Source organism: Caldithrix abyssi DSM 13497 (assembly GCF_001886815.1).
In the GTDB taxonomy this organism is placed as follows: domain Bacteria; phylum Calditrichota; class Calditrichia; order Calditrichales; family Calditrichaceae; genus Caldithrix; species Caldithrix abyssi.
Window position 1 is genome coordinate 2,654,736 of sequence record NZ_CP018099.1, and the last position, 20,724, is coordinate 2,675,459.

16 protein-coding genes are annotated in these 20,724 nt (G+C 43.5%); 3 read left to right on the forward strand and 13 right to left on the reverse strand.

Annotation, left to right across the window (positions count from 1 at the left end):
* Positions 1–14 precede the first annotated feature (14 nt).
* The gene (locus Cabys_RS10320) at positions 15–221 is read right to left on the reverse strand and encodes an SHOCT domain-containing protein (RefSeq protein WP_006930327.1); all 207 of its coding nucleotides are present in this window, start codon (positions 219–221) and stop codon (positions 15–17) included.
* A 679-nt stretch (positions 222–900) separates the two neighbouring features.
* Here Cabys_RS10320 and Cabys_RS10325 point away from each other — a divergent pair.
* Positions 901–2,133, forward strand: a complete 1,233-nt coding sequence (locus Cabys_RS10325) for an ISL3 family transposase (protein WP_006929573.1) — start codon at positions 901–903, stop codon at positions 2,131–2,133.
* Positions 2,134–2,273: 140 nt separating this feature from the next.
* On the opposite strand, the gene Cabys_RS10330 is transcribed toward Cabys_RS10325, so the two are convergent.
* The 10 genes from Cabys_RS10330 to Cabys_RS10375 all read right to left on the reverse strand — a co-directional run bounded on the left by Cabys_RS10330 (position 2,274) and on the right by Cabys_RS10375 (position 15,341).
* A complete protein-coding gene (locus Cabys_RS10330) occupies positions 2,274–4,496 on the reverse strand; it encodes a heme lyase CcmF/NrfE family subunit (RefSeq protein WP_006930328.1) in 2,223 nt (740 codons plus the stop codon).
* 318 nt (positions 4,497–4,814) lie between these two features.
* A complete protein-coding gene (locus Cabys_RS10335) occupies positions 4,815–5,273 on the reverse strand; it encodes a hypothetical protein (RefSeq protein WP_006930329.1) in 459 nt (152 codons plus the stop codon).
* 84 nt (positions 5,274–5,357) lie between these two features.
* Positions 5,358–5,699, reverse strand: coding sequence for a P-II family nitrogen regulator (locus Cabys_RS10340; RefSeq protein ID WP_006930330.1), 342 nt, complete (start codon positions 5,697–5,699; stop codon positions 5,358–5,360).
* Positions 5,700–5,761: 62 nt separating this feature from the next.
* Positions 5,762–8,923: an efflux RND transporter permease subunit gene (locus tag Cabys_RS10345; protein WP_006930331.1), complete on the reverse strand. Its 3,162-nt coding sequence runs from the start codon at positions 8,921–8,923 to the stop codon at positions 5,762–5,764.
* Between the two features lie 114 nt (positions 8,924–9,037).
* On the reverse strand, positions 9,038–10,594 hold the full coding sequence (locus Cabys_RS10350) for an efflux RND transporter periplasmic adaptor subunit (protein WP_006930332.1): 1,557 nt from the start codon (positions 10,592–10,594) through the stop codon (positions 9,038–9,040).
* 12 nt (positions 10,595–10,606) lie between these two features.
* Positions 10,607–11,854: a TolC family protein gene (locus tag Cabys_RS10355; RefSeq protein WP_006930333.1), complete on the reverse strand. Its 1,248-nt coding sequence runs from the start codon at positions 11,852–11,854 to the stop codon at positions 10,607–10,609.
* Complete coding sequence (locus tag Cabys_RS10360) at positions 11,851–12,132, reverse strand: hypothetical protein (RefSeq protein WP_006930335.1); 282 nt, start codon at positions 12,130–12,132, stop codon at positions 11,851–11,853. The genes Cabys_RS10355 and Cabys_RS10360 overlap by 4 nt, the downstream gene beginning before the upstream one ends.
* A gap of 234 nt (positions 12,133–12,366) precedes the next feature.
* Positions 12,367–12,972, reverse strand: coding sequence for a hypothetical protein (locus Cabys_RS10365; RefSeq protein ID WP_006930337.1), 606 nt, complete (start codon positions 12,970–12,972; stop codon positions 12,367–12,369).
* A gap of 98 nt (positions 12,973–13,070) precedes the next feature.
* Positions 13,071–13,367, reverse strand: coding sequence for a DUF6804 family protein (locus Cabys_RS10370; protein WP_044282067.1), 297 nt, complete (start codon positions 13,365–13,367; stop codon positions 13,071–13,073).
* A 90-nt stretch (positions 13,368–13,457) separates the two neighbouring features.
* Positions 13,458–15,341 carry a hypothetical protein gene (locus Cabys_RS10375; protein ID WP_006930343.1) on the reverse strand — a complete coding sequence of 628 codons (1,884 nt, stop codon included), beginning with the start codon at positions 15,339–15,341 and terminating at the stop codon, positions 13,458–13,460.
* Between the two features lie 538 nt (positions 15,342–15,879).
* Here Cabys_RS10375 and Cabys_RS10380 point away from each other — a divergent pair.
* Together Cabys_RS10380 and Cabys_RS10385 are read left to right on the forward strand one after the other, a co-directional pair.
* Positions 15,880–17,373, forward strand: a complete 1,494-nt coding sequence (locus Cabys_RS10380; RefSeq protein ID WP_169833707.1) for an ArnT family glycosyltransferase — start codon at positions 15,880–15,882, stop codon at positions 17,371–17,373.
* A complete protein-coding gene (locus tag Cabys_RS10385; protein WP_006930351.1) occupies positions 17,357–17,773 on the forward strand; it encodes a GtrA family protein in 417 nt (138 codons plus the stop codon). The genes Cabys_RS10380 and Cabys_RS10385 overlap by 17 nt, the downstream gene beginning before the upstream one ends.
* On the opposite strand, the gene Cabys_RS10390 is transcribed toward Cabys_RS10385, so the two are convergent.
* Complete coding sequence (locus Cabys_RS10390; protein WP_006930354.1) at positions 17,770–19,092, reverse strand: NAD(P)-binding domain-containing protein; 1,323 nt, start codon at positions 19,090–19,092, stop codon at positions 17,770–17,772. The two genes, Cabys_RS10385 and Cabys_RS10390, sit on opposite strands and share 4 nt — an antisense overlap.
* 15 nt (positions 19,093–19,107) lie before the next feature.
* Positions 19,108–20,724, reverse strand: a complete 1,617-nt coding sequence (locus Cabys_RS10395) for a TonB-dependent receptor (protein WP_006930355.1) — start codon at positions 20,722–20,724, stop codon at positions 19,108–19,110.

Below are 20,724 nucleotides of genomic sequence, written 5' to 3' on the forward strand. Positions count from 1 at the left end.
AGGGCTTTATATTTTTATTTAAGATCGTCTTTCATCCGATCAAATTCTGACTTACTAATTTCGCCTCTGGCATAGCGTTCTTTCAAAATTTCCAGCGGCGTTTTAACCGATTCATCCGGTCTGGAAGAATTTCTTTGAACGATCTGGTAAACCAGCCATACAGCCAGCGCCACAAAGATTAATGTGTACACCCAACCAAATCCCATACCATGTTCCATCATTTTAAAGCTCCTTTCTTTCGGAGTTATTTTTTGCCGCAGATCGTTCCTTTTTCATTCAAGTGGGCTGCTTTTTTTACTGATCTTTCGATTCTGCAGCCTGTCATCAATCAACGTTCTGCGTTACTTATTAAAAAGCACATTCCGTGCCAGAATTAACAGAGTCTTTATTCTATTGTAATTTAATCACTTACAAAATAAAATTGATTTTAGATTGCTTTGTTTTTGATGAATATTCTACAACTTACTGAAGAATAGTGTACAAAACCGAAAATTCTTGTGAGCCAATTGTGATGTTTACCTAACACCTTAATGAACCCTTTACATTCCGGTTGTAACCAACTGGAGTTCCACCGCTCCAACCGGCGCGGAGCGTAACAAGATGGTTAAAGCCGAACGGGACGAGTGGATCATGGAAAGCGCAAGACAAAAAACAAAAATGGGAGGTATTCATTATCAAAAAATGGTTCGCGTTTCCGATGGTATGTTAAAAGTTAAATAATTGCAATAATCGCCGTTCGTCATTTTTATATTGATGGCGGGCCGCATCCGGAACTGGGCCAATTTGCAAAATCGGCGATCGAGAGCTATTTGTTTCCATGGCACAATGCCTTACCAACCTTAATAATAAGGCTCTACTGGGATTTTTGTGAAAAACAAAAATAATCCTTAGATTGAGTTTATGAAAGATAAAGAATTATTTAAACAGATTTTGGGACTTTCGCATCCCTGGGAAGTTTCTAAAGTTGACTTAGATATTGCGAATGAGGAAGTAGAAATAGAGATTATCTATAAGTCAAAAAAAGGTTTTTGTCCCGAATGCGAAGTGGAATATGATATTTATGATCACCGCGAAAAACGTCGTTGGCGGCATTTGGATACATGCCAAATGAAGACCTATATTGTCTGCAAAGTACCCCGCATTAAATGCAAGGAACATGGAGTAAAAACGATCAAAGTACCTTGGGCAGAAAAGTCGAGTCGAACGACTTTATTATTTGAACGTTTTGCTATTGAGTTATTACTGGCCTCCAAGAACCAGAGCAAAACGGCACAATTTTTACGGATCAGCTTTGATATGCTTCATCATATAATGAGCAAAGCAGTGGAACGCGGGCTATCACGCCGAACGGAAGAGGACATTAAATATATCGGGATAGATGAGAAGAGTATGAAAAGAGGTCATACTTATGTAAGCGTATTATCCGATAGTGAAAGAAGACGTGTAATAGATGTAAGTGAAGGTCGCACAACAAGCTCTGCCAGTTCGTTAATAAACAAGGGATTAACAGAGAAACAAAAGGAGGGCCTCAAAGCGGTCAGTATGGATATGTGGAAAGCTTTTATTAAAGCTGTTCAAAAGGAGCTTCCCAATGCTTCCATAGTGCATGACAAATTTCATATAATGAAGTATTTAAATGATGGAGTGGATAAAACCAGACGAGAGGAAGCCCGTAAATTACAAAAATCTAATGATAAAACCTTAGTGAAAAGTAAATATTTATTTTTAAAGAATCTGGAAAATATGACGGACAAGCAATTATCGCGTTTCAGAAAAATTCAAGAACTTAACCTTATCACTTCCCAGGCTTGGGCGGCCAAAGAGAACTTCAAAGAATTCTTTAGGAGTGAAACAATAAATGATGCGAAATTTTTTTTTGCGGAATGGTATCAGGATATTAAGGAACGTTCTTTAAATAAAATGATTAAAGTAGCAAAAATGCTCATTGCTCATTCAGATGGCTTATTAAACTATATAAGATATCAGATAGATAATTCAGTAGCCGAATGGTTGAACGGCAAGATACAGGAGATAAAAACAGTTGGTAGAGGCTTTAGAAAATTTGAAAATTTTAGGATAGCAATACTTTTCTTTCTTGGTAAATTAGACCTTTTTCCACAGGAATCCCAGTAGAGCCAATAATAATAAATAAGGCGGCCACTTTTTAAGTAAAGCGACCGCCTGTTATTTTACTTAATTCACTTTACAGCACATGGCCTATTCAGGCAGCACTCTGGCCTGTGCTCATCTCAAACGCCAAATGAGTACATCAATCATGTTTGCGCATTGCGTCTTCTTCCTTCTTTAAATCTTCTGTAGCCACCAAGGATGGTGCCAGCAGTTAACAAAATCGTACCCAGCCATAACAAAGCCATAAAGCGTTTGATGCTGATTTCTATCAATACCTGCGCGGTTGGCGCTTCTTTCAGTGGCGCTGTACCATGGAACATCAATCTAATCGTTTTGGCATCGGCATTAAGGGCAGTTAGCTCTATTGTTGTTTTTCCCGTTTCCGCATCTTCCAAAACTGAGGGAATGGCTTCGCCTTGTTGTCCACGTAATATGACGCCAGGCTTAAGCTGGATGATTTCTTCCCCTTTTTTAAAGATCACATTGGCAAGCACTTTAATGCCGTGCTCTTCATCATGGTTAGCCATTTCGAAACCGGTGAACTGGACTTCGTAATCGTTCCAGGTCTTGATTTCGCCTTTTTCAAGGGTTATTTCTTCATGGGCATGGTTATGCTCATCCCGGGCAATCTGCAGCGGCGAAATGTAAAGATCGCTGATTATCCCACGCCGAATGGATGGTTCGTGCATCATGCTGTTCGTGTAATTATTCATGTAAATACGCGGGCGCATCTCGAACGATTCTTCTTCTTTTTCAACCTGAATGATCACGCCGTTTTTACCGTTGGGCTGCTGAAAATCGCCGCTATAGGTAAACGTGAAGTTAAAAACCTGTTGCGGCTCATTTTGATTTAATACAATACGTTCGCTGTGCGAATATTGAGCCGAAAGGATAATACCGACAAACATCAGGGTCAGGCCAATATGGGTTAAAGGCGCGGCCAGGCCTTCTTTTTTGGAAGAGTGGCGCAAACGCGTGAAGAACATATCTAAATTAGCAACCAATGCCATGGTCGAAAAGGTAACAAAGATGATAAAAAGCCAGTTGTCCATCTTCGCCAGCAGTAATGCCGTCAGCGCGACGAGACCGGCCAGACCGGTTAAAATCTGCCTTCTAAAAAAGTCTTTTGTTTCGGTCTTTCCCCAGCGCACAAAGGGCGCCCAGCTCAGCAGCAAAGCCATTAAAATGCCCAGCGGCAGATTCATTTTATTGTAAAAATCAATCCCGACCTGTGAAGGTTGACCGAAAATCGAAGTAAGCAGCGGAGACGAAGTGCCCAGCCAGATAAGCATTGCAGAGGTAAGCAGCAGAAACATGGTGAGCACCAGGGCGGTTTCTTTGTTCAGTTTTTTTACAGGCAGCGGTTGGGAGGGAATTTCGCCGCTGCGCCAGAACATCAGTCCTGCGCCCACCAGTATCACCGCACCCATGAAAACGATCAAATAGGAGCTCAGACCCAGATCGGCAAAGGAATGCACCGAAAAATCGGCCAGGACTCCAGAACGTGTCAAAAACGTGGCATATAAAACCATGACGTAAGAGAGAATCGCCAGCGTAAGATTGGTTTTTTGCAAGGAGCCGGTTTTCTTTGTAATCAGCAGACCGTGGAACAGCGCGATAATGAACAGCCAGGCGATCAGAGAGGAATTTTCCACCGGGTCCCATCCCCAATAGCCGCCCCAGCCTAAAACTTCATAAGCCCAGAAAGCCCCAATAATAATACCGGCGCCCAGGGTTATGGAGGTAAGCAGCGTCCAGGGCAGCGCCAGCTTTACCCAGGTCTGATAATCATTTTTATGCAGCGCGGCCAGAGCAAGGGCAAGAGGAATTGCGGCCGCAGCGTATCCCACAAATAAGACCGGCGGATGAATAATCATCCAAAAATTTTGCAGCAAAGGATTAAGACCTGCGCCGTCCGGCGGAACATGTTCCTGCAGAGCAAAAGGGCTGACCTTTACCAGGATGATTAAAAATCCGGCCATAACCAGGTTTAAATAGAACATGGTCGGATTTTCCAGGCTTCCCAGGCGTTTGTGTACGATGAAAATCATGATGACCATCATCCATGCCCAGAGCAAAAAGGAGCCTTCCTGCCCGGCCCAGAAGGAAGAAATCAATAACCCAAGCCCAAGGTCTCTTGATGAGTAGCGATATATATATCCAATTTCAAAATGATGCGTTAATATTAAATAAAGCAATAAAATGCTGGCAAGGCTAACGCCAGCCAACTGCACATAAAAAGCTTTACGAGCAATATTTAGCCATTTTACTTTATTTACAGAGCCAGACTGCCCTACTAAGTAAGCGTAAGCCGAAATTAGTGCAGCGATTAAAGCCATAAAGATCAAAAATTTACCAGGGACCATACCCTCTCCCTTTTGTTTAATGGATGTCTTACATTTAAAATGCTTTGTGAAATATGTTTCAAAGGACGGTAAACTTCTGCCTTTTTTTTAAAAATTATGTGCCAGTAGCACAAATTTATATTTTATTTAAAGTCCTTTGAAGCGCTATTATTTATGCTGTTATCTTTCTTATACCTTCCCTTTCTTATCCTCCTATGTTCGTTTTAACTTATGCTGCAGGAGCCCTCACCGCCGACATCATTAAATAATGAACGGCGGAGTGAACCACGCCCGGAAAGGGGGCTAATCAAAACTCCCTTTTTGGTTTTTAAAGCGATATTATTTGTTTTCCTGCTCTTCGATCGACTTCATATTTTTAACCATCTCTTCCATGGATTGCATCATTTTCTGCATGTGTTCTTCCATTTGCTCGATGTGTTTTTTCTTCTGGGGATCGTTCATCATTTTTTGATCCTGCTTCATCGATTCGATACCCTGCATCATTTTTTGCATATCTTTGGCGGTTTCGAACATGGCCATAACCGTGCTCATCATGCCCGAATCCATCATCTTTTGCATGTGTTCCGAATCGCTGCCGTGCAGGTTTTTTACGATGCCTATGCATTCATGCATAACATTCTGCATCTGATTGCTATTGTCGCCTACCTTCATTCGTTCCTGCGTTACCATGCCCTTATGTTCCATTCCTTTAACCTGCGGTTCCTGTGCGTAAGCGGTAATCGAAAACAGGCCGGCGATGACGATGGCGATTGCCAATGACTTGATACTTGAACTCATAGTGGTTCTCCTTTTTTAAATTAATTATTATGAATTATTTTCTTATTACAACATCTTAAATTACTTTACCACGCCTTCCATGGGCTAAATGGCTTCTTTGTTTTCCTTGCCTGTTCTAATTTTTACAGCTTTTTCGACAGGCATTACGTAAATCATGCCATCGCCGGGCATTCCGGTATATGCCGTTTGACGAATGGTTTCGACAATTTTATTGGCGTCTTCCGATCGGCAAACCGTTTCGAGCTTGGCCACATCGGAATATTTTTTAACGAGGTGAATGGAATAGCGGGCCTGTTGCGGGTCTACCAGATGGTGTCCCACGCCCATTACATCGATTAAAGTAATATCGGCAACACCCAGATCATACAGGGCTTCGATGACAGCTTCTGCTTTGGAACTGCGGATAAAGGCTTTTACTTCTTTCATTTTTATGCTCCTCTTTTGAGAATAACGGGCCGCCTTTTTTGCGGCCCGTTCTATTTTATGATTTAAAACGTTTCATTTCCATTATTTTCTTCAGCTTCGTCTTTAGCAAATTGTGCGCTCATGCGTTTTAACTCCCGGCTTTTCCACAAAAAGTAGATGGCGGGGATGACGATCAACGTTAAAACCGTTGACGAGACCAGGCCGCCGATCATGGGAGCGGCAATGCGCTTCATGGTCTGTGAACCGGTTCCTGTCCCCCACAATATGGGCATCAGTCCGAGCATGGTAGTGGCTACGGTCATCAACTTGGGACGTACCCTGTCCACGGCGCCTTCAACAACAATTTGTTTCAGATGATCCAACTTACGAATCATGCCTCTCTTTTTCCAGTCATTATAAACATTGTCCAGATAAACCAGCATCACCACGCCCGTTTCGGCCGAAAGACCAGCCAGAGCAATGAAGCCTACGCCAACCGCCACACTAAAGTTGTAACCCAGGATGTACATAAACCAGATGCCTCCGATCAGAGCAAAAGGCAAAGAGAACATCACAATCATGCTTTCGGTTACATTCTTAAAGTTGAAGTAGAGCAGCAAAAAGATGATGACCAGGGTAATGGGCACCACAATTTGCAGTCGCTTTTGAGCGCGCTGCATGTATTCGTACTGTCCGGACCAGACCAGGCTGTAACCTTCAGGAAAATCAACTTTGTCAAAGACGGCCTTTTTGGCGTTTTTCACATAGGTGCCCACATCAATATCTCGAATATCGACATACAACCAGGCGGTGCGGCGGGCATTTTCGCTTTTGATGACAGGCGGCCCTTTTTTAATCTCAATGTCTGCCAGATATTCAAGCGGAACCTGGGCTCCTGTGGGCGTTGGCACCAGTACACGCTTCAGAGCGCTGATGTTGTCTCGCAATTCTCTGTTGTAGCGCACATTTACCGGATATCGCTCCAGTCCTTCAACGGTGTAAGTTACGTTCATTCCTCCAATGGCTGTGGTGATTACATCCTGCACATCTCCAACCGTTAATCCATATCGCGCGGCTTCCAATCGATTAATTTTAAAATCCAGATAGTTGCCGCCTACTGTTTTATCCGGAAAAACGCTCAAAGTTCCCTTTACATCTTTCAAAACATTGGCAATCCGCTCAGCCAGGTCAGAAAGCGTTTGCAAATCCGGCCCCATAACCTTAACGCCGACGGGCGTTTTAATTCCCGTGGAGAGCATGTCAATCCTGGTTTTAATGGGCATGGTCCAGGCGTTGGTTAATCCCGGAAACTGAATGGCGGCATCCAGCTCTTTGATTAATTTTTCCATGGTCATGCCAGGGCGCCATTCTTCTTTGGGTTTAAGCATAATGGTTGTTTCGATCATGGAAAGCGGCGCCGGATCGGTGGCTGTTTCGGCCCGGCCGATTTTACCAAACACATGGTGCACTTCCGGAAAACTCTTTATGATCTTGTCGGTTTGCTGCAGCAGTTCCCTGGCCTTGGTGATGCTAATTCCCGGATCGGTGGTCGGCATGTACAGCAGATCGCCTTCATTCAACGGAGGCATGAACTCAGAACCGAGACGTTGTAAGGGCAAGATGGTAATCAGGATAAGTACCACAGCTCCTCCGATGGTTAGCCAGCGAAAACGCAGCACAAAATCGATAACCGGTCTGTAAAGTTTGATTAATATTCGACTGATGGGATTTTCTTTTTCAGAGCGAATTCTACCGCGCACGAAAAAGCCCATCAAAACCGGCGTAATGGTGATGGCTATGATTGCCGAAGCCGCCATGGCATACGTTTTGGTGTAGGCCAGGGGTTTAAATAGCCGCCCTTCTTGCGCCTGCAGGGTAAAAACCGGCAGAAACGAAAGCGTTACAATGAGCAGAGAATAAAACAACGCCGGCCCTACCTCTTTGGATGCGGACATGATGATCTGCCAGTGCTCCTTTTTCCCCCTGTCTCGTTCCAGATGTTTATGTGCGTTTTCGATCATCACAATGGCCGCATCTACCATGGCGCCAATGGCAATAGCAATACCGCCCAGAGACATGATGTTGGCGTTAATGCCCTGAAAGTACATAATCAGAAAAGAGATTAAAATACCCATGGGCAGGGTGAATACGGCCACAAAAGCGCTACGAAAATGCAAAAGGAAGATGATGGATACAAGGGCTACCACGAGTAACTCTTCTACCAGTTTTTCACGCAAATTGTCAATGGCTCTGATGATTAAGCCTGAACGATCATAGGCCGACTTGATGGTCACGCCTTCGGGCAGCCCCTTTTCCAGTTCTTTTAACTTCTGTTTTACGCGTTCAATGGTTTTAAGCGCATTTTCGCCCCAGCGCATGACCACAATTCCGCCGACGGTTTCGCCCTCGCCGTTCCATTCGGCAAGCCCGCGACGCAGCTCTGCCCCAATGCTGACATTGGCAATGTTTTTGATTAAAATGGGCGTTCCGTTCTGATCCACGCCCACCGGAATATTTTCCACATCTTCTCTGGATTTAATGTAGCCCAGCCCGCGTACCATAAACTCTGTTTCGCCCATTTCAACCAGGCGGCCGCCCACGTCGTTGTTACTGCGCTTGATGGCCATCTTTACCTTATTCAAAGGAATGTTGTAAGCCTTTAATTTGTTGGGGTCCACTTCTACCTGGTATTGTTTTACATAACCGCCAATACTGGCTACTTCTGCCACGCCGGGAACACTGGTCAATTCGTAACGCAGGTACCAGTCCTGCAGCGAACGCAGTTCCTGCAGATCGTATTTATCTCCGCCATCCAGCACATACTCGTAAACCCAACCCACGCCGGTGGCATCAGGCCCCAATTGCGGAGTCACCCCCGCAGGCAACCGACTGGAAACGTAATTCAAATATTCCAGTACCCGCGAACGCGCCCAGTAAAGATCGGTACCGTCTTCAAAAATAATGTACACAAAAGAGAGTCCGAAAAACGAATACCCTCGAACAACCTTGGCATAAGGCACCGATAACATGGCGCTGGTCAGCGGATAGGTCACCTGATCTTCCACCACCTGTGGCGCCTGGCCGGGATAATCGGTAAAGATAATAACCTGCACATCGCTTAAATCGGGGATGGCGTCCACCGGCGTATTGAATATGGCGTAAATTCCAGCAAAGGCAATAAACGCGGTAAATATGATTACCAGTAGGCGGTTATTGATCGATGCTTCTATAATTTTTTCTAACACGTGTATCTCCTCTGTTCTGTTTGATTATGAGTAAAAGAGAGTGTAAGAGTGTAATGGTTGAATGGTTGATTTTGCATTTCGCTTCGTCCTCTTAACTCTTAATCCCTTAACTGTTTACTGTCCCCTTTTCTCTGCCAACATTTTCTGGATGGCTTCCTGCAGGCGACTTTCGCTGTCCAGCATGAACTGCGCTGAAGTAACCACCTGTTCGCCCTCCAAAAGACCGGAGATAATGCGCACTTCGCCCTGGTCATTTTCTTCACCAATTTTCACCTGTCGTGGCTCAAATCGTCCTTCTCCGCGTGCGATAAAGACCAGGTTACGTTTACCGGAGCGAATCACCGCCTCGGTCGGCACAACCAGCGCATCCTTAATGGGATCGGCCTTGATGGAAACATTAGCGTACATGCCCGGTTTCAATTCAAAATCCGTGTTCTGGAATTCGAGGCGAATTTTGACGTCGCGCGCCTTTTTATCCAGGTAAGGATAAATGTAAGTTATTTTTCCTTGAAACTTTTTTCCGGGCATATAGCTTAATTCCACTTCGGCCTGTGCATCTGGCTTAACCCAGGGCAAATCATTATCGTAAATGCTGACCTGAATCCACACTCTGGAAAGATCGGCAATGCGGAAAAGGTCGTTTCCGGCTTTTATGTAAGTTCCTTCAACCACATTTTTGTGAATTACAAAACCGTCAAATGGCGAGTAGATGGTTGTGGTCTTTTTAACTTCCTGACTGTCTGTCAGACGCTGGATTTCCGTTTGCGGAATGTCCCAGTATTGAAGCCGTTTTAACGAACTTTTCAAGAGTTCTTCGGCGCTCTGGCGCACTTCGCTGATGTTGGAACCTTTAACCGCCTGCAAATTTTTTAAGGCCAGCAAATACTCTTCCTGGGTGGTTACCAGTTCGGGAGAATAAATTTCCAGTAATGGTTGCCCCTTGCGCACCAGTTTGCCGGTGTAATCGGCATACAATTTCTCTACCCAGCCCGAAATCTTGCTATTGATGGTAAACAGCCTACTTTCATCGTACTCGATATAGCCAACGGTGCGGATGGCATGGTAAAAATCTTTTTTAACCACAGGCGTAAAACGTACGCCCATATTTTGAACCGTAACCGGATCGATGGTGATCGTACCGCCGCTTCCCAGGCCGGACTCGCCTTCATAAACCGGAATCAAATCCATGCCCATTTTCGATTTGCCGGGACGATCGTAAATTTCTGTAGGATCCATGGGCGCCCGCCAGTACAAAATCTTGCCTGATTTTTGCGTTGTTTTTTTAGATTTTTCCGTTTTTAAAGGCACCAGATTCATTCCACACTTGGGACATTGGCCCGGTTCTTCCAGAATGACCTCTGGATGCATGCCGCACGTCCACAATTGCGCTTGTTCACCGTCGCCGGATTGATCATGAGCCCCGGCGTCATGATCTTCATTCATATTCATCTGCTGCCCGGCGCTTTTTTTAACGGGCACCAGGTCCATTCCGCATTTGGGGCATTGGCCGGGTTCTTCGGTTATCACTTCCGGATGCATGGGACAGGTGTACAATTGCACTTCTTCTTTTTGTTCCGTTTTATCTTTTTCACCGCTGCAACTGCTCACAGTAGCCCCGATTGAAAAAATTAGTAAAAGTCCAAATAACGTAATCAGAATGCGTGACTTCATGTTTCACTCCTTCTATTTTATGATTTGTTTTGCGGTTAAGTACTCGATTTGCGCCAATTGCTGATAATATTCGCTGATCAGTCGATAATATTCTCTTTCGTAATTGAATAATACCATCAGGTTATTCAATAAGGTCAAAAAATCGACCTGATCGTTTTGATAGCTGGCAATGGCAGAGTTGAGGGCCTGGCTGGCCTGGGGGATGATGGTTGCCTGATAAAGTTGAATGAGCTCTGCCTTTTTTTGCGCTCTCTGATAGGCGTCATTTAGGGAGGCGAGCAAACGGTTTTTGATATCATTAAATTGTTCCGTGCTTTCTTTTTTCTGAAAACGACGTGCCTGTAATTGTTTATCTTGTTTTTTCCAGAAATAGAGCGGAATTTTCAGGCCAACCACGGCAGAAAGAAAATCATTGCCGCCCAGTCCGGATTGCAGAACCTCTCTTTGTGTATAGGCAAACGTAAATGTAAAATCGGGTAATAATTCCTTTTTTGCCAGACGCACGCGCACCGCGCTTTGCTCGGTGTTTTTTTGCCAGGCTTTTAAGATCGGATTGTTTTTAAGCAGCCGGTTTTTTAGAGTATCGAATGGAATGTCATTCGCTTCGAATGACCAGATCTCTGTTTTTTCTAAAGCTTGATCTTGCGGAAGATTTAAAAGCGCGTTTAGCTTCGCGTTTAAAGCGGCTCTCTTTTCTTGTAATGAAATTAACCGGTCTTCAAAGCGGGCAAATTCTACTTGCGCTTTCAAAACATCCTGCTGAATGCCGCTGCCCACGGTGTAGCGCGTCTGGGCAATTTGCGTGAAGTTTTTCAGCACCGTCTGGTTCCTTTCGGTCACCTCAATAGCGCGATCCAGATCGAAAATTTTAAAATAGGTCTGTTTAACATTGCGAATGATTTGCAATTCAAGTTCGCCCTGTACATCGGTTGCTTTTTGCGCTTCAATTTCTGCCAGTTTTTTCTTAAGTCCCAGCTTGCCAGGAAAGGGGATGGCCTGACTGAAGGCCAGTTGCTTGCCGCTCATCGGTTCCTGATTAAAGGCGAATGAATTCGACGGCACGTTCATCAGCCCCAAACTGATCATGGGGTCTGGCAGCGCACCGGCCGGGTCGATGAGCTCTTTGGCCGCCTGTACGTGATGACCGCGAGCCTTAAGCGCCGGATTATTTTCGAGAGCCCGCTCAACAAGGTTTTGTAGCTGTTGCTGCTGCCCGAAAGAAACGGAGATCAATATTAGCAAAATCGTCAACAATCTCATGACAATCCTTTCTGTTTGTTCAAATTATTTTTCTTATTTAAAAGGTAAATACCGGCTGAGCCTAACAATAAACTGCCCCACCAAAAGAAACTGAAGCGATGGACGTAATAATCTACCAGCTGTTTCCCATGATGTTCTACAGCGATGGTTTGCGACGGCAGAGCCATACGATGAAAGAAACAGGTAAATTTCCCGTCAATGGGCAGCGGGAAAAAGAGAATGCCTCCCAGAATTCCCAGCAAAATCATTGCCCACCAGATCAGTTTTTTATTTTCCATTAAACAACTCCATTTATGAATTTTCCTTTATTCAGGCCAAAACCGTGCCAGGAAAAATGGCCATAACTTAACATATTGTTATTGCATTGGTTAAAAAAATAGTTTTATTAAGAGATAATTGAGAAAGGGCGGTTAATGTAGAATATTCTACAGGTGTGTGTAGATTAAACTACATCATTAAACGATGTTTTAAAATTTTTACGTGTCTTGCAGATTGACGAAATGCAGCTGGGTTTACCGAAGTTTACCAAACTGAATGGAAAACAGGCCACCGCAGTAAGATTTTTCCATATTTAAATTGGCAAAACCATAAATGCCGATCCCTACAAAGGAAAACGGCGTCCAGAAAAGCTGCGTTTCAATGGGAACGCCCACGGTGAGAAAGGTAAGTTTTTCATAGTAGGTTTCTTCAAAAAATCCGCCGCTGCTGCCAATTTTGTCGCCGCGTCGAACGCCGCCTACTACTCCAATTCCCGCGGCTATTGAGGCCAGACCATATGACGCTTTAGCGCTTTTGCCATAAAGCAAGCCCACATCCCATACATTTTCTTCTGGCAAGTCTGGCCATAACAATTGAAATTCCTGAACAATGACATAGCGAACCGATAGAATGTTATTTTTACTCTGCCCTGAAAAATTTACGCCAAACGTTAAGCCTCCGTCATTCGACCCAAAGCCGCCGGCAACCCAGCCGGAGCCCATTCCCACATTTCCCCACCAGAAATGCCGGTCGTTATTCCTGGATTTTTCCTGACCAAAGGCCGCGTTGCTGCCACCAGTGAACAAGATCAATCCCAAAACCACCATACACCAGACATCCCAATACAAAATTTTACGCAAGTTAAACGTCCTTCTGTAAATTTATTTAAATAATGCTGAAGACGCACGCCGCATTTTTTCTTTAAAGTCAATTCTTATTTATTACGTTAATATTTTTTTTACTTAAAATCTTCAGGCAACTTGAAAACAAAGATGGAAATAATCAAAAAAATAGCGACGAATAAATCAACCATCATCCATAATTCTCGCCCCAGATGCACAGGAATCAAAGGATTAAAAAGAAGCGCCATAAATCCAAAAATCCAGATCCAGCCATGTTTTTGACATTTATAGGCTAACCAGGCCAGAAAAGCGGTTGCTGCAAAAACGATTAGGCGAAGCAAAGTGTAAAATCCGTAAGGCCAGCCTTCAAACAGGGCTAAGAAAAGGAAAATGATAGAAATCGTAATAGCCATGTTTTTTTGATTGTTCAGTACCATGCTTGAATCAAATTTATTGTTAACTCGTTGTTTAATTGCCCAAACACTTACACGCCCACATTGCCGTTAAAACCACAGGCTGATGCCCGCTGAGGCAGAATAAAACTGAATTTTGATTTTTTCGTACTTCAAGGTTCGCTGTTCGCCGGCTTCGATATAAAATCCGAAACCGGAATTGATTAAGAGATCCAGACCCGTCCTTAATGTAAGATACTGGCTTTCCCATTCCACGGAAGAATTGAAGGGTGAGTCTTCTCCCCGCGGATTTCTAAAAAAAGCGTATTGATAAAGAGCAATGCCATAAAGAGAAAACGGGCCAAAAACAGGGCTTTGTAACCTGACGCCCGTTCCAATAAAATTGACAAAAACCTTATCTTCCGAAATTTTATACTGTAAATGGTGGTAGGCGTAGTTTAACACAAGGCTGAGGTACGGATAGCTGCCAAGATAGAGGTCGATATCCATTTTCGGGCTGTTTTTCAAATCAAAGATCTGATCATCGGATTTCGATTTTGCCAGCGACAACGTATAGCCAAACCGGACGCGACTTTTAGGTATGGCCTGGAGCTTTTTTTTAGCCTTTATTTTTTTCTCTACCTCTAATTTTTCCTGTCGTTCTATTTCATATCTCTTTTTCTCCTGTTGCACAGCCAGCTTAATCGTTTGCAATCTATTGTGCAACTGATTTTTGGTAAAAGCGGGCTCAACAAAAGTCACCATCATTCCGGCGCGTATTGAAGTAAAATTGGCTGGCATTTCAATGCGGGATTCATTTTGCGAAACCTGTTTAACCACCGATTCCGCAATAATTCCCCCGTCTTCTTCAGAGCGGAACAAGATTTTTTGCCCTTTAAGAATTTTATGATTTCTCCCCTTATTAATTACAATGGAAGTGTCGCTCACATGAGATACAAGCGCTTTCTTTTCCCAGCGATTTAAGGCCTCGGTCAGTAAAATTTTTAAGGCGTCCTGTAGGTCTGCAGACACGCACTCAATATTCTTTTCAAAAACTATTTTGTACGCCGGCAATTCGGTTATGGACAAATTAACCAGAAAGAGACGGCCATCATATTTTTTTTGCAACGAAAAATTAAATTCATAGTACGGTTGATTAATGGGCCTTTCAATTAAATAAAATTTTGCGCTTTCAATAATCATCTGCCGCGTTTTCAGGAATAACTCCTTTTCGTTTTCCGAAGCGCCCTTAAAAGGCGGCAAATAAGCTGCGCGTAAGGGAATGGTTAAGTTTTGAAAATTTTGCGCAAGTACAACTCTGTCGCCCACTCGAATTCGATCATTCAAATAGATAATTTCGGCCCGGGCCTCATTTTCCGCAAAGCTAACCAGACGAACACGCCCGTAACCGTAATTCAAATTATTCACCAAAACGAATTCATCGCCCAATAACCAGCCCGACCTCTCAGGCATTTTGATTTTAATCGTATTATTAGATGGTGGGGCGAATACTTTTCCTTCTTTTACGATAAATCTTAACAACTCTTTTTTTAAGGCATTTAATGGCTCCTGAAAATGGCGGGAATCTTTAATGTTTTGAATAAATGTTTTTTCTATTAAGCCATTATGAACATTAATCCATTCGACGTGTAAATAATATTCACGCTCATGTTCATTAATCTGCCCAATGACGATGTAATCAACAGGCGTAAGTTCTCCCAGTTTAATAACCTTTCTGCTATCCCGAAAATCATTGATGGTCAAAATAAAATGATAGGTGCTAAAGATCTTTTGCCAGGCTTTTTCGCTGAATAAATTCACTCTACCGGTAGCGCTCAGATTTGAACAGAAATAGGAATAGACCTGTTGACTGAATGGCGTTTCATTTTGATCAACGCTTTTAAAGGGATAAACATAAACTACCGGCACGTTCTGGCTCCACAGCAGGCTAAATAAAATTAATTGAAAAAACAGTATGGTTTTTACGCGCATCATTGTTCTCTCTACTTTTATTTTTTTCAAAATATATTCAGATTAAACAAAGAAAATAAAGTATTCCAAAATGCTGTGCTGTAAAATATAACTAAAATATTCGAAAGATCAAATAGAATTATAAAATGTTTACGATTTTTACTATCCATGGCAGCAAAAGCCGCAACCAAAACATTTTCGCAGGGATTAAAACAAGAGGGGGGAGGCTGTGCGTGGAAAATTATTTCCAACAGTGTAAGTAATTTCTGCGCTGGCTATTTTTAGCAAAATCGTGAAAAGGAGTGCCAGACGGGCGACCATTCAACTTATTAACTCTTATTTTCTTCTTATCTCCAGGACGGTAACCACTCAACCAGGCGCCGCGCATAATTCGGACGCGGCCTCCCACTTCGCGTGTTAATTCTAAATCCGTAATTCGTAATTCGTAATTCGTAATTTTTAATTATTCTAACCCACAACTTTTAACTTGCAACACAAAAGATCAAATCGTAAACTTAGGCTTTTTAAAAAACTAAAGAAAGCGGAAAACATGTTGGACAGAATGGAAATAAAGGAACCGTTAAAAACGGCCTACCAGCTTATTGCCGGCCTGACCCTGTTCAAGCTGATTTACATCTTTTTTCTGCCCATTACGCCACAGGAAGCCTATTACTGGTATTACATTCAGTATCCTGCGCTCTCCTATTTTGACCATCCGCCCATGGCCGCCTATTCGATTGGACTGGGCACAACGCTTTTTGGCGATACGGTATTTGGCGTCAAATTTATGGCGGTCGTCTGGTTTTTGGGTATTAATCTTCTGCTGCTCAAAAGCGCGCTGTTAATGGCGCAATTAAAAAACATTCCTCGTCACCTGGCAGAAAAGGCCGGCTTTTGGACCGTTCTGTTCTTCAACTTAACCATTTTCGCCCATCTCTACGCCATCCTGAGCGTGCCCGACACGCCGCTGCTTTTTTTCTGGATATTGACCTTGTTTCTATTTTTAAAATTTTACCAGACGCAACGAGCGCGCTGGTTGTATTTGATGGGCGTCACGTTAGGATTTGGCCTGATCAGCAAATACACCATGGTTGCACTGCTGCCCGGGCTGTTTGCCTTTTTACTGTTCGATAAAAAATTGCGGCGCTGGCTTGTTACGCCCCATCCCTATTTGACGTTCGTGATTATGCTGCTGGTATTCTCGCCCGTGGTTATCTGGAATGCGCAAAACGACTGGGCATCGTTTGCCTTTCAATTTAGCAATCGGGCGGCGAAATTCAAACCGCTTACCAGCAAGTACATTGTTCAGTTATTCTTCAGTCAATTATTTTTGCTAACGCCGCTGGTATTCGGCTTATTGGTTTATTTCGTTAAAAAACAGATTCAAACGCGTTTTAAAGATCGTTTGCTCAATCTGCTATTCTGGAGCGGGTTTGTAATCATTGGCGGCTTTATTTATGTCAGTCTGCGTTCGCTGGTAAAAATGAACTGGCTTTTGCCGGGATATCTGGGATGGATTTTAGGCGCCGTGTTCGTTCTGAAAGCGGAGACGATTCGGTCGTCGCGCTGGATTAAGTCCGGCATGTATTTTTCTGTCTTTTTGCTGCTCATCGCCCACATTATTCAGCTTGTGCCTAACATGCCGCTGGGCGAAGGCAACACCTGGAGCGGCTGGTCGGACGCCGCCCAAAAAATTCATGCGTTGCAGCAAAAGATGGGCGGTCGTAAAAAGGTCTTTATCTTCTCCAACGGTTACAAAAGCGCCGCCTTACTAAAATTCTACCTGCCGGATCATCAGGACACTTATGCCGAAAACATTTACAATCGCCCGGCCCTGCAGTTTGACATCTGGGGAACGCCGGATTCACTGATCGGTAAAAACGCTTTGTACGTAATCGACGACCGCCGAGAATACAAAGACGATCTGAAGTATGTCCGTAAGTATTTTGATTCGGTTGAGCTAATCGAGCAATTTGAATACAAATTTTTAGATCGCTTTCACACGCGCACCATTTACTGCTATGAGGCAAAGAATTACCATGGCCCCGCAAATTAAAGAGCGTCTGATCCGTATGATTAAATTCGGTCTGATTGGCGCATCCGGTTTAATTGTTAACAATCTGTTCTTATGGATTTTTCATGGAAAACTGCATCTTTCGCTGGAAGTAGCCTCTCCTCTGGCCATTGTCATTGCCATTTTCAATAATTTTTCATGGAACGATCTTTTCACCTGGGGCAGAGAGCGCCACAAACGGCGCTATACCTACTTTCACCGTTTGATTCGTTATTACACCTCGGCAGCATTAGGCGGATTGATCAACTACGCAACGCTTCTGATTCTAACCAGCAAATTTGACTGGCCTTATATTTTAAGCAATTTAATCGGCATTGGCCTGGGCATGATTTCTAATTTTTTACTGAGCGAATTCTGGGTGTTCCGCAAAAAGAGCGACTAACCGGCCAGCGCGTTCTGGGCGACTTCCACGCCAAATTGAATGCCGATTTTTTTGAGCAAGGCAAAAGGCGGTTCGCCGCCGGCAAAGATAAAAACATAGTCATTCTCTATTTCCACCTCGCCGCGCTCTGTATTTAGAATGACGGATTTTTCTTTAATCTCTTTTACGGTGGATTTGTAAATGACAAACACCTTATTCTCTTCAATCAATTTCTCAATGCGCTCGGCATTTCGCTTTTTAATGCGAAAAAATTTATCCTTGCGGTAAGAGATGGTGATGATGTTGCCCTTTTGGTGCGCCAAACCGATGGCGGCTTCAATAGCGCTATCTCCTCCGCCAACAATCAAAATTTTATCATTCTGGTAGGCTTCTGCGTCCAGTAAACGATACATGACCTTGCCCTGCTCTTCGCCGGGCACGTTTAATTTTCGCGGAGTGCCTCTTCGTCCCAGAGCAAGCACAACGGTGCGGGCTTTAAAAGACTCTAAGTTGGTGATCACCTTAAAATGCCCATTCTCCTGTACAACATTTTCTAACTTTAGGCCGGATTTAATCTTTAAATTGAATTTTTTTTGAGCATCTTCCCAGATTTCAAGCAATTCTTCTTTGGTGTACTCCGGCTTATCAAGAACGCCGTACAAAGGGATTTCCACAGGACGGGTCATGACCAGCTTTTTTCGCGGATAGTGTAAAATGGTTCCGCCCGCCCCCTGGCGATCTACCACCAGATAATTTAGATTGTATTTTACTGCTGTCAATCCTGCCGAAAGCCCGGCCGGGCCCGCCCCGACAATCAGGACATCCAGCAGTTGGTCGTCTTCATCTTGCTTTTTTAAGGTCTTTGCGATGTGTTCCACGGCCACATTTCCCTGCTTGATTGCGTTGCGTATTAACGCCAGGCCGCCTAATTCGCCTACCACATACAAACCAGGGATGTTCGTTTGAAAGTGCTCATCGGTAAAGGGAATATCGTCTCTTTTTGAAATATCTCCCAGGCCAATCACAATAGCGCCCACCGGGCAGGCTTCGGCGCACATTCCATGCCCCACGCACTTCAAACCGTTTATAATTGTGGCCTTGCCCATCACAATCCCCAGCACGCCGCCTTCCGGACAGGCATCCACACAGGAGCCGCAGCCAATGCACTCTAATTGATTGATTTGCGGAAACTGGGCAATCGGTTGATCGGCCCCCAGTTCCTGCGCTTCCGCCTTAAGGGCTTTATCCCTGTTTAACTTCCTTCTGAATTGAATAAAATACGGAACTAAAATAACCATAACGATGATGGCTGTGATTATCCAGATTATCAGACTTTCCATTTTATTTTCCCTGCTTTAAAATCTATAGCCAAGTTCAAATAACAGGCGATGACCTTTTACATCGCTTCCCCAGTCGTATTCATAGGTAGAATTGATATAAAACCTGGCCGGCAGTTCTATTTGCCCCAGAATCCTTATCCAGTGGTTTAATTTATTATCGTTGATATTTTTAATTTGATAATAGTAATTTCCGTATGAAAAGGTTAAATAATGCCCTCCGCGCAAATATCTGGAAAAAGTGGCATTCGGGCTAAAACCTGTGGCAAAGATATTATCAAACCCGGAAAATCTAAAACTCATTCGATTATACTTACTGAAAAAATTCCTGCGAGTAACATTCAAACCATAACTGTAGGAGAAATTGGCATCCGTCGATTTTTCTCTGAGGCCAAAGTTCAAAGATATCTGATAATCTTTAAAGATTTTAAAATAGACATTCGCTCGCAAACCATGTCGGAAAGCATCATCAAATAAACTATCGGCCAGCGTTCTCAATTCGTAAGTATAGTAATTCTTACGATTGTCATAACTTAAAGAGGCGCTAATGCTGGAAGTGATGCGATAGTTGGCATTCAGATAAAAGCCGGTTAAGCTTAAACTCTCTTTTGCCCGTTCTTTACGCCAGTATCGGTTTACATCTATTTCCACATTGTGATAGATATTCCAGCGCCGCCCATGGTAGTAGGATACCTGAAAATACATAAACTCCCTGCTTACGGTGCCGCCGTGGTATTCACCAACGCCCGCCAGCGTTACGTTAATTTTTTTTGAACCGAATTTTCCTCGCTCAAATTTAAGGTATCCTCCGTATTTTTGAATTTCGGTCTGGAAGTTAGAAGTTCGCCAGTCTGGTTGGGTACCGGCAAAAAGACCAAAATAAAAGTCATTGGTTAATTTTAAATTAGCCAACGCGCCGTCAATGTACCCGACCCCGCTAAACGCATTGGATATAATTCTGCCCAGTTTGTAGGTTAAAAAGGCGCCCGGAGCATTGTAGTCAAAGGTGAATTCGTACAAGCGGTTTTGCCACTCGCTTTTGGGTACGTTTGCGCTAAAACTTTTGTCGCGCAAATTATATCGTGAACGAAATCTTAACTCAAAATTGTAATGCCGATTCCAGAGGTTCTTTATTTTCAGGCGCAGGCGCATGGTCGGCTGACTGAAATTGAGTTTGCGTGCTCCCAGATCCTTAAAATAGTAATATTGACCCGAAACATATCCGTCTATTTTTGTTTTTAAAGCCCGGGGCGCGGTGCGTTTTCTTTGATAAGGCGGCATTTTCCTTTCGCTAATCAAAGAATCTGTTTTTTGACTTGAAATGGCAGTTTCAGCGGTCTTTTCTTCTTTTACAAGTTTTGCAATATCTCCAATTTTAAAATCCCTTTGCTTTTCCAGAACGGAAGCCGATGCGCTGTATCGCGAAACAAATTCAATCTTAATTCGTCCGATCTTTTCACTGCCGTTGTAAACGATTAGCTCATCCCCCACTGCCAGACCGTCCTTTTCTCCGCCCTGTAAATAAATGTGGCTGGCAGAAATATATTTGATTTTAAAGGTCTTAATCTCGACCTCTTGCGCCGTTATTACACCCAGAATTGTAATCAAGATGAGAAAAATTTTGATTCGGGTCAT

Excerpts from the sequence above, each read along its gene's own strand:
- Cabys_RS10320 (WP_006930327.1), bottom strand. The coding sequence starts at position 221 with ATGATGGAACATGGTATGGGATTTGGTTGGGTGTACACATTAATCTTT.
- Cabys_RS10325 (WP_006929573.1), top strand. The coding sequence starts at position 901 with ATGAAAGATAAAGAATTATTTAAACAGATTTTGGGACTTTCGCATCCC.
- Cabys_RS10330 (WP_006930328.1), bottom strand. The coding sequence starts at position 4,496 with ATGGTCCCTGGTAAATTTTTGATCTTTATGGCTTTAATCGCTGCACTA.
- Cabys_RS10335 (WP_006930329.1), bottom strand. The coding sequence starts at position 5,273 with ATGAGTTCAAGTATCAAGTCATTGGCAATCGCCATCGTCATCGCCGGC.
- Cabys_RS10340 (WP_006930330.1), bottom strand. The coding sequence starts at position 5,699 with ATGAAAGAAGTAAAAGCCTTTATCCGCAGTTCCAAAGCAGAAGCTGTC.
- Cabys_RS10350 (WP_006930332.1), bottom strand. The coding sequence starts at position 10,594 with ATGAAGTCACGCATTCTGATTACGTTATTTGGACTTTTACTAATTTTT.
- Cabys_RS10355 (WP_006930333.1), bottom strand. The coding sequence starts at position 11,854 with ATGAGATTGTTGACGATTTTGCTAATATTGATCTCCGTTTCTTTCGGG.
- Cabys_RS10360 (WP_006930335.1), bottom strand. The coding sequence starts at position 12,132 with ATGGAAAATAAAAAACTGATCTGGTGGGCAATGATTTTGCTGGGAATT.
- Cabys_RS10370 (WP_044282067.1), bottom strand. The coding sequence starts at position 13,367 with ATGGCTATTACGATTTCTATCATTTTCCTTTTCTTAGCCCTGTTTGAA.
- Cabys_RS10375 (WP_006930343.1), bottom strand. The coding sequence starts at position 15,341 with ATGATGCGCGTAAAAACCATACTGTTTTTTCAATTAATTTTATTTAGC.
- Cabys_RS10380 (WP_169833707.1), top strand. The coding sequence starts at position 15,880 with ATGGAAATAAAGGAACCGTTAAAAACGGCCTACCAGCTTATTGCCGGC.
- Cabys_RS10385 (WP_006930351.1), top strand. The coding sequence starts at position 17,357 with ATGGCCCCGCAAATTAAAGAGCGTCTGATCCGTATGATTAAATTCGGT.
- Cabys_RS10390 (WP_006930354.1), bottom strand. The coding sequence starts at position 19,092 with ATGGAAAGTCTGATAATCTGGATAATCACAGCCATCATCGTTATGGTT.
- Cabys_RS10395 (WP_006930355.1), bottom strand. The coding sequence starts at position 20,724 with ATGACCCGAATCAAAATTTTTCTCATCTTGATTACAATTCTGGGTGTA.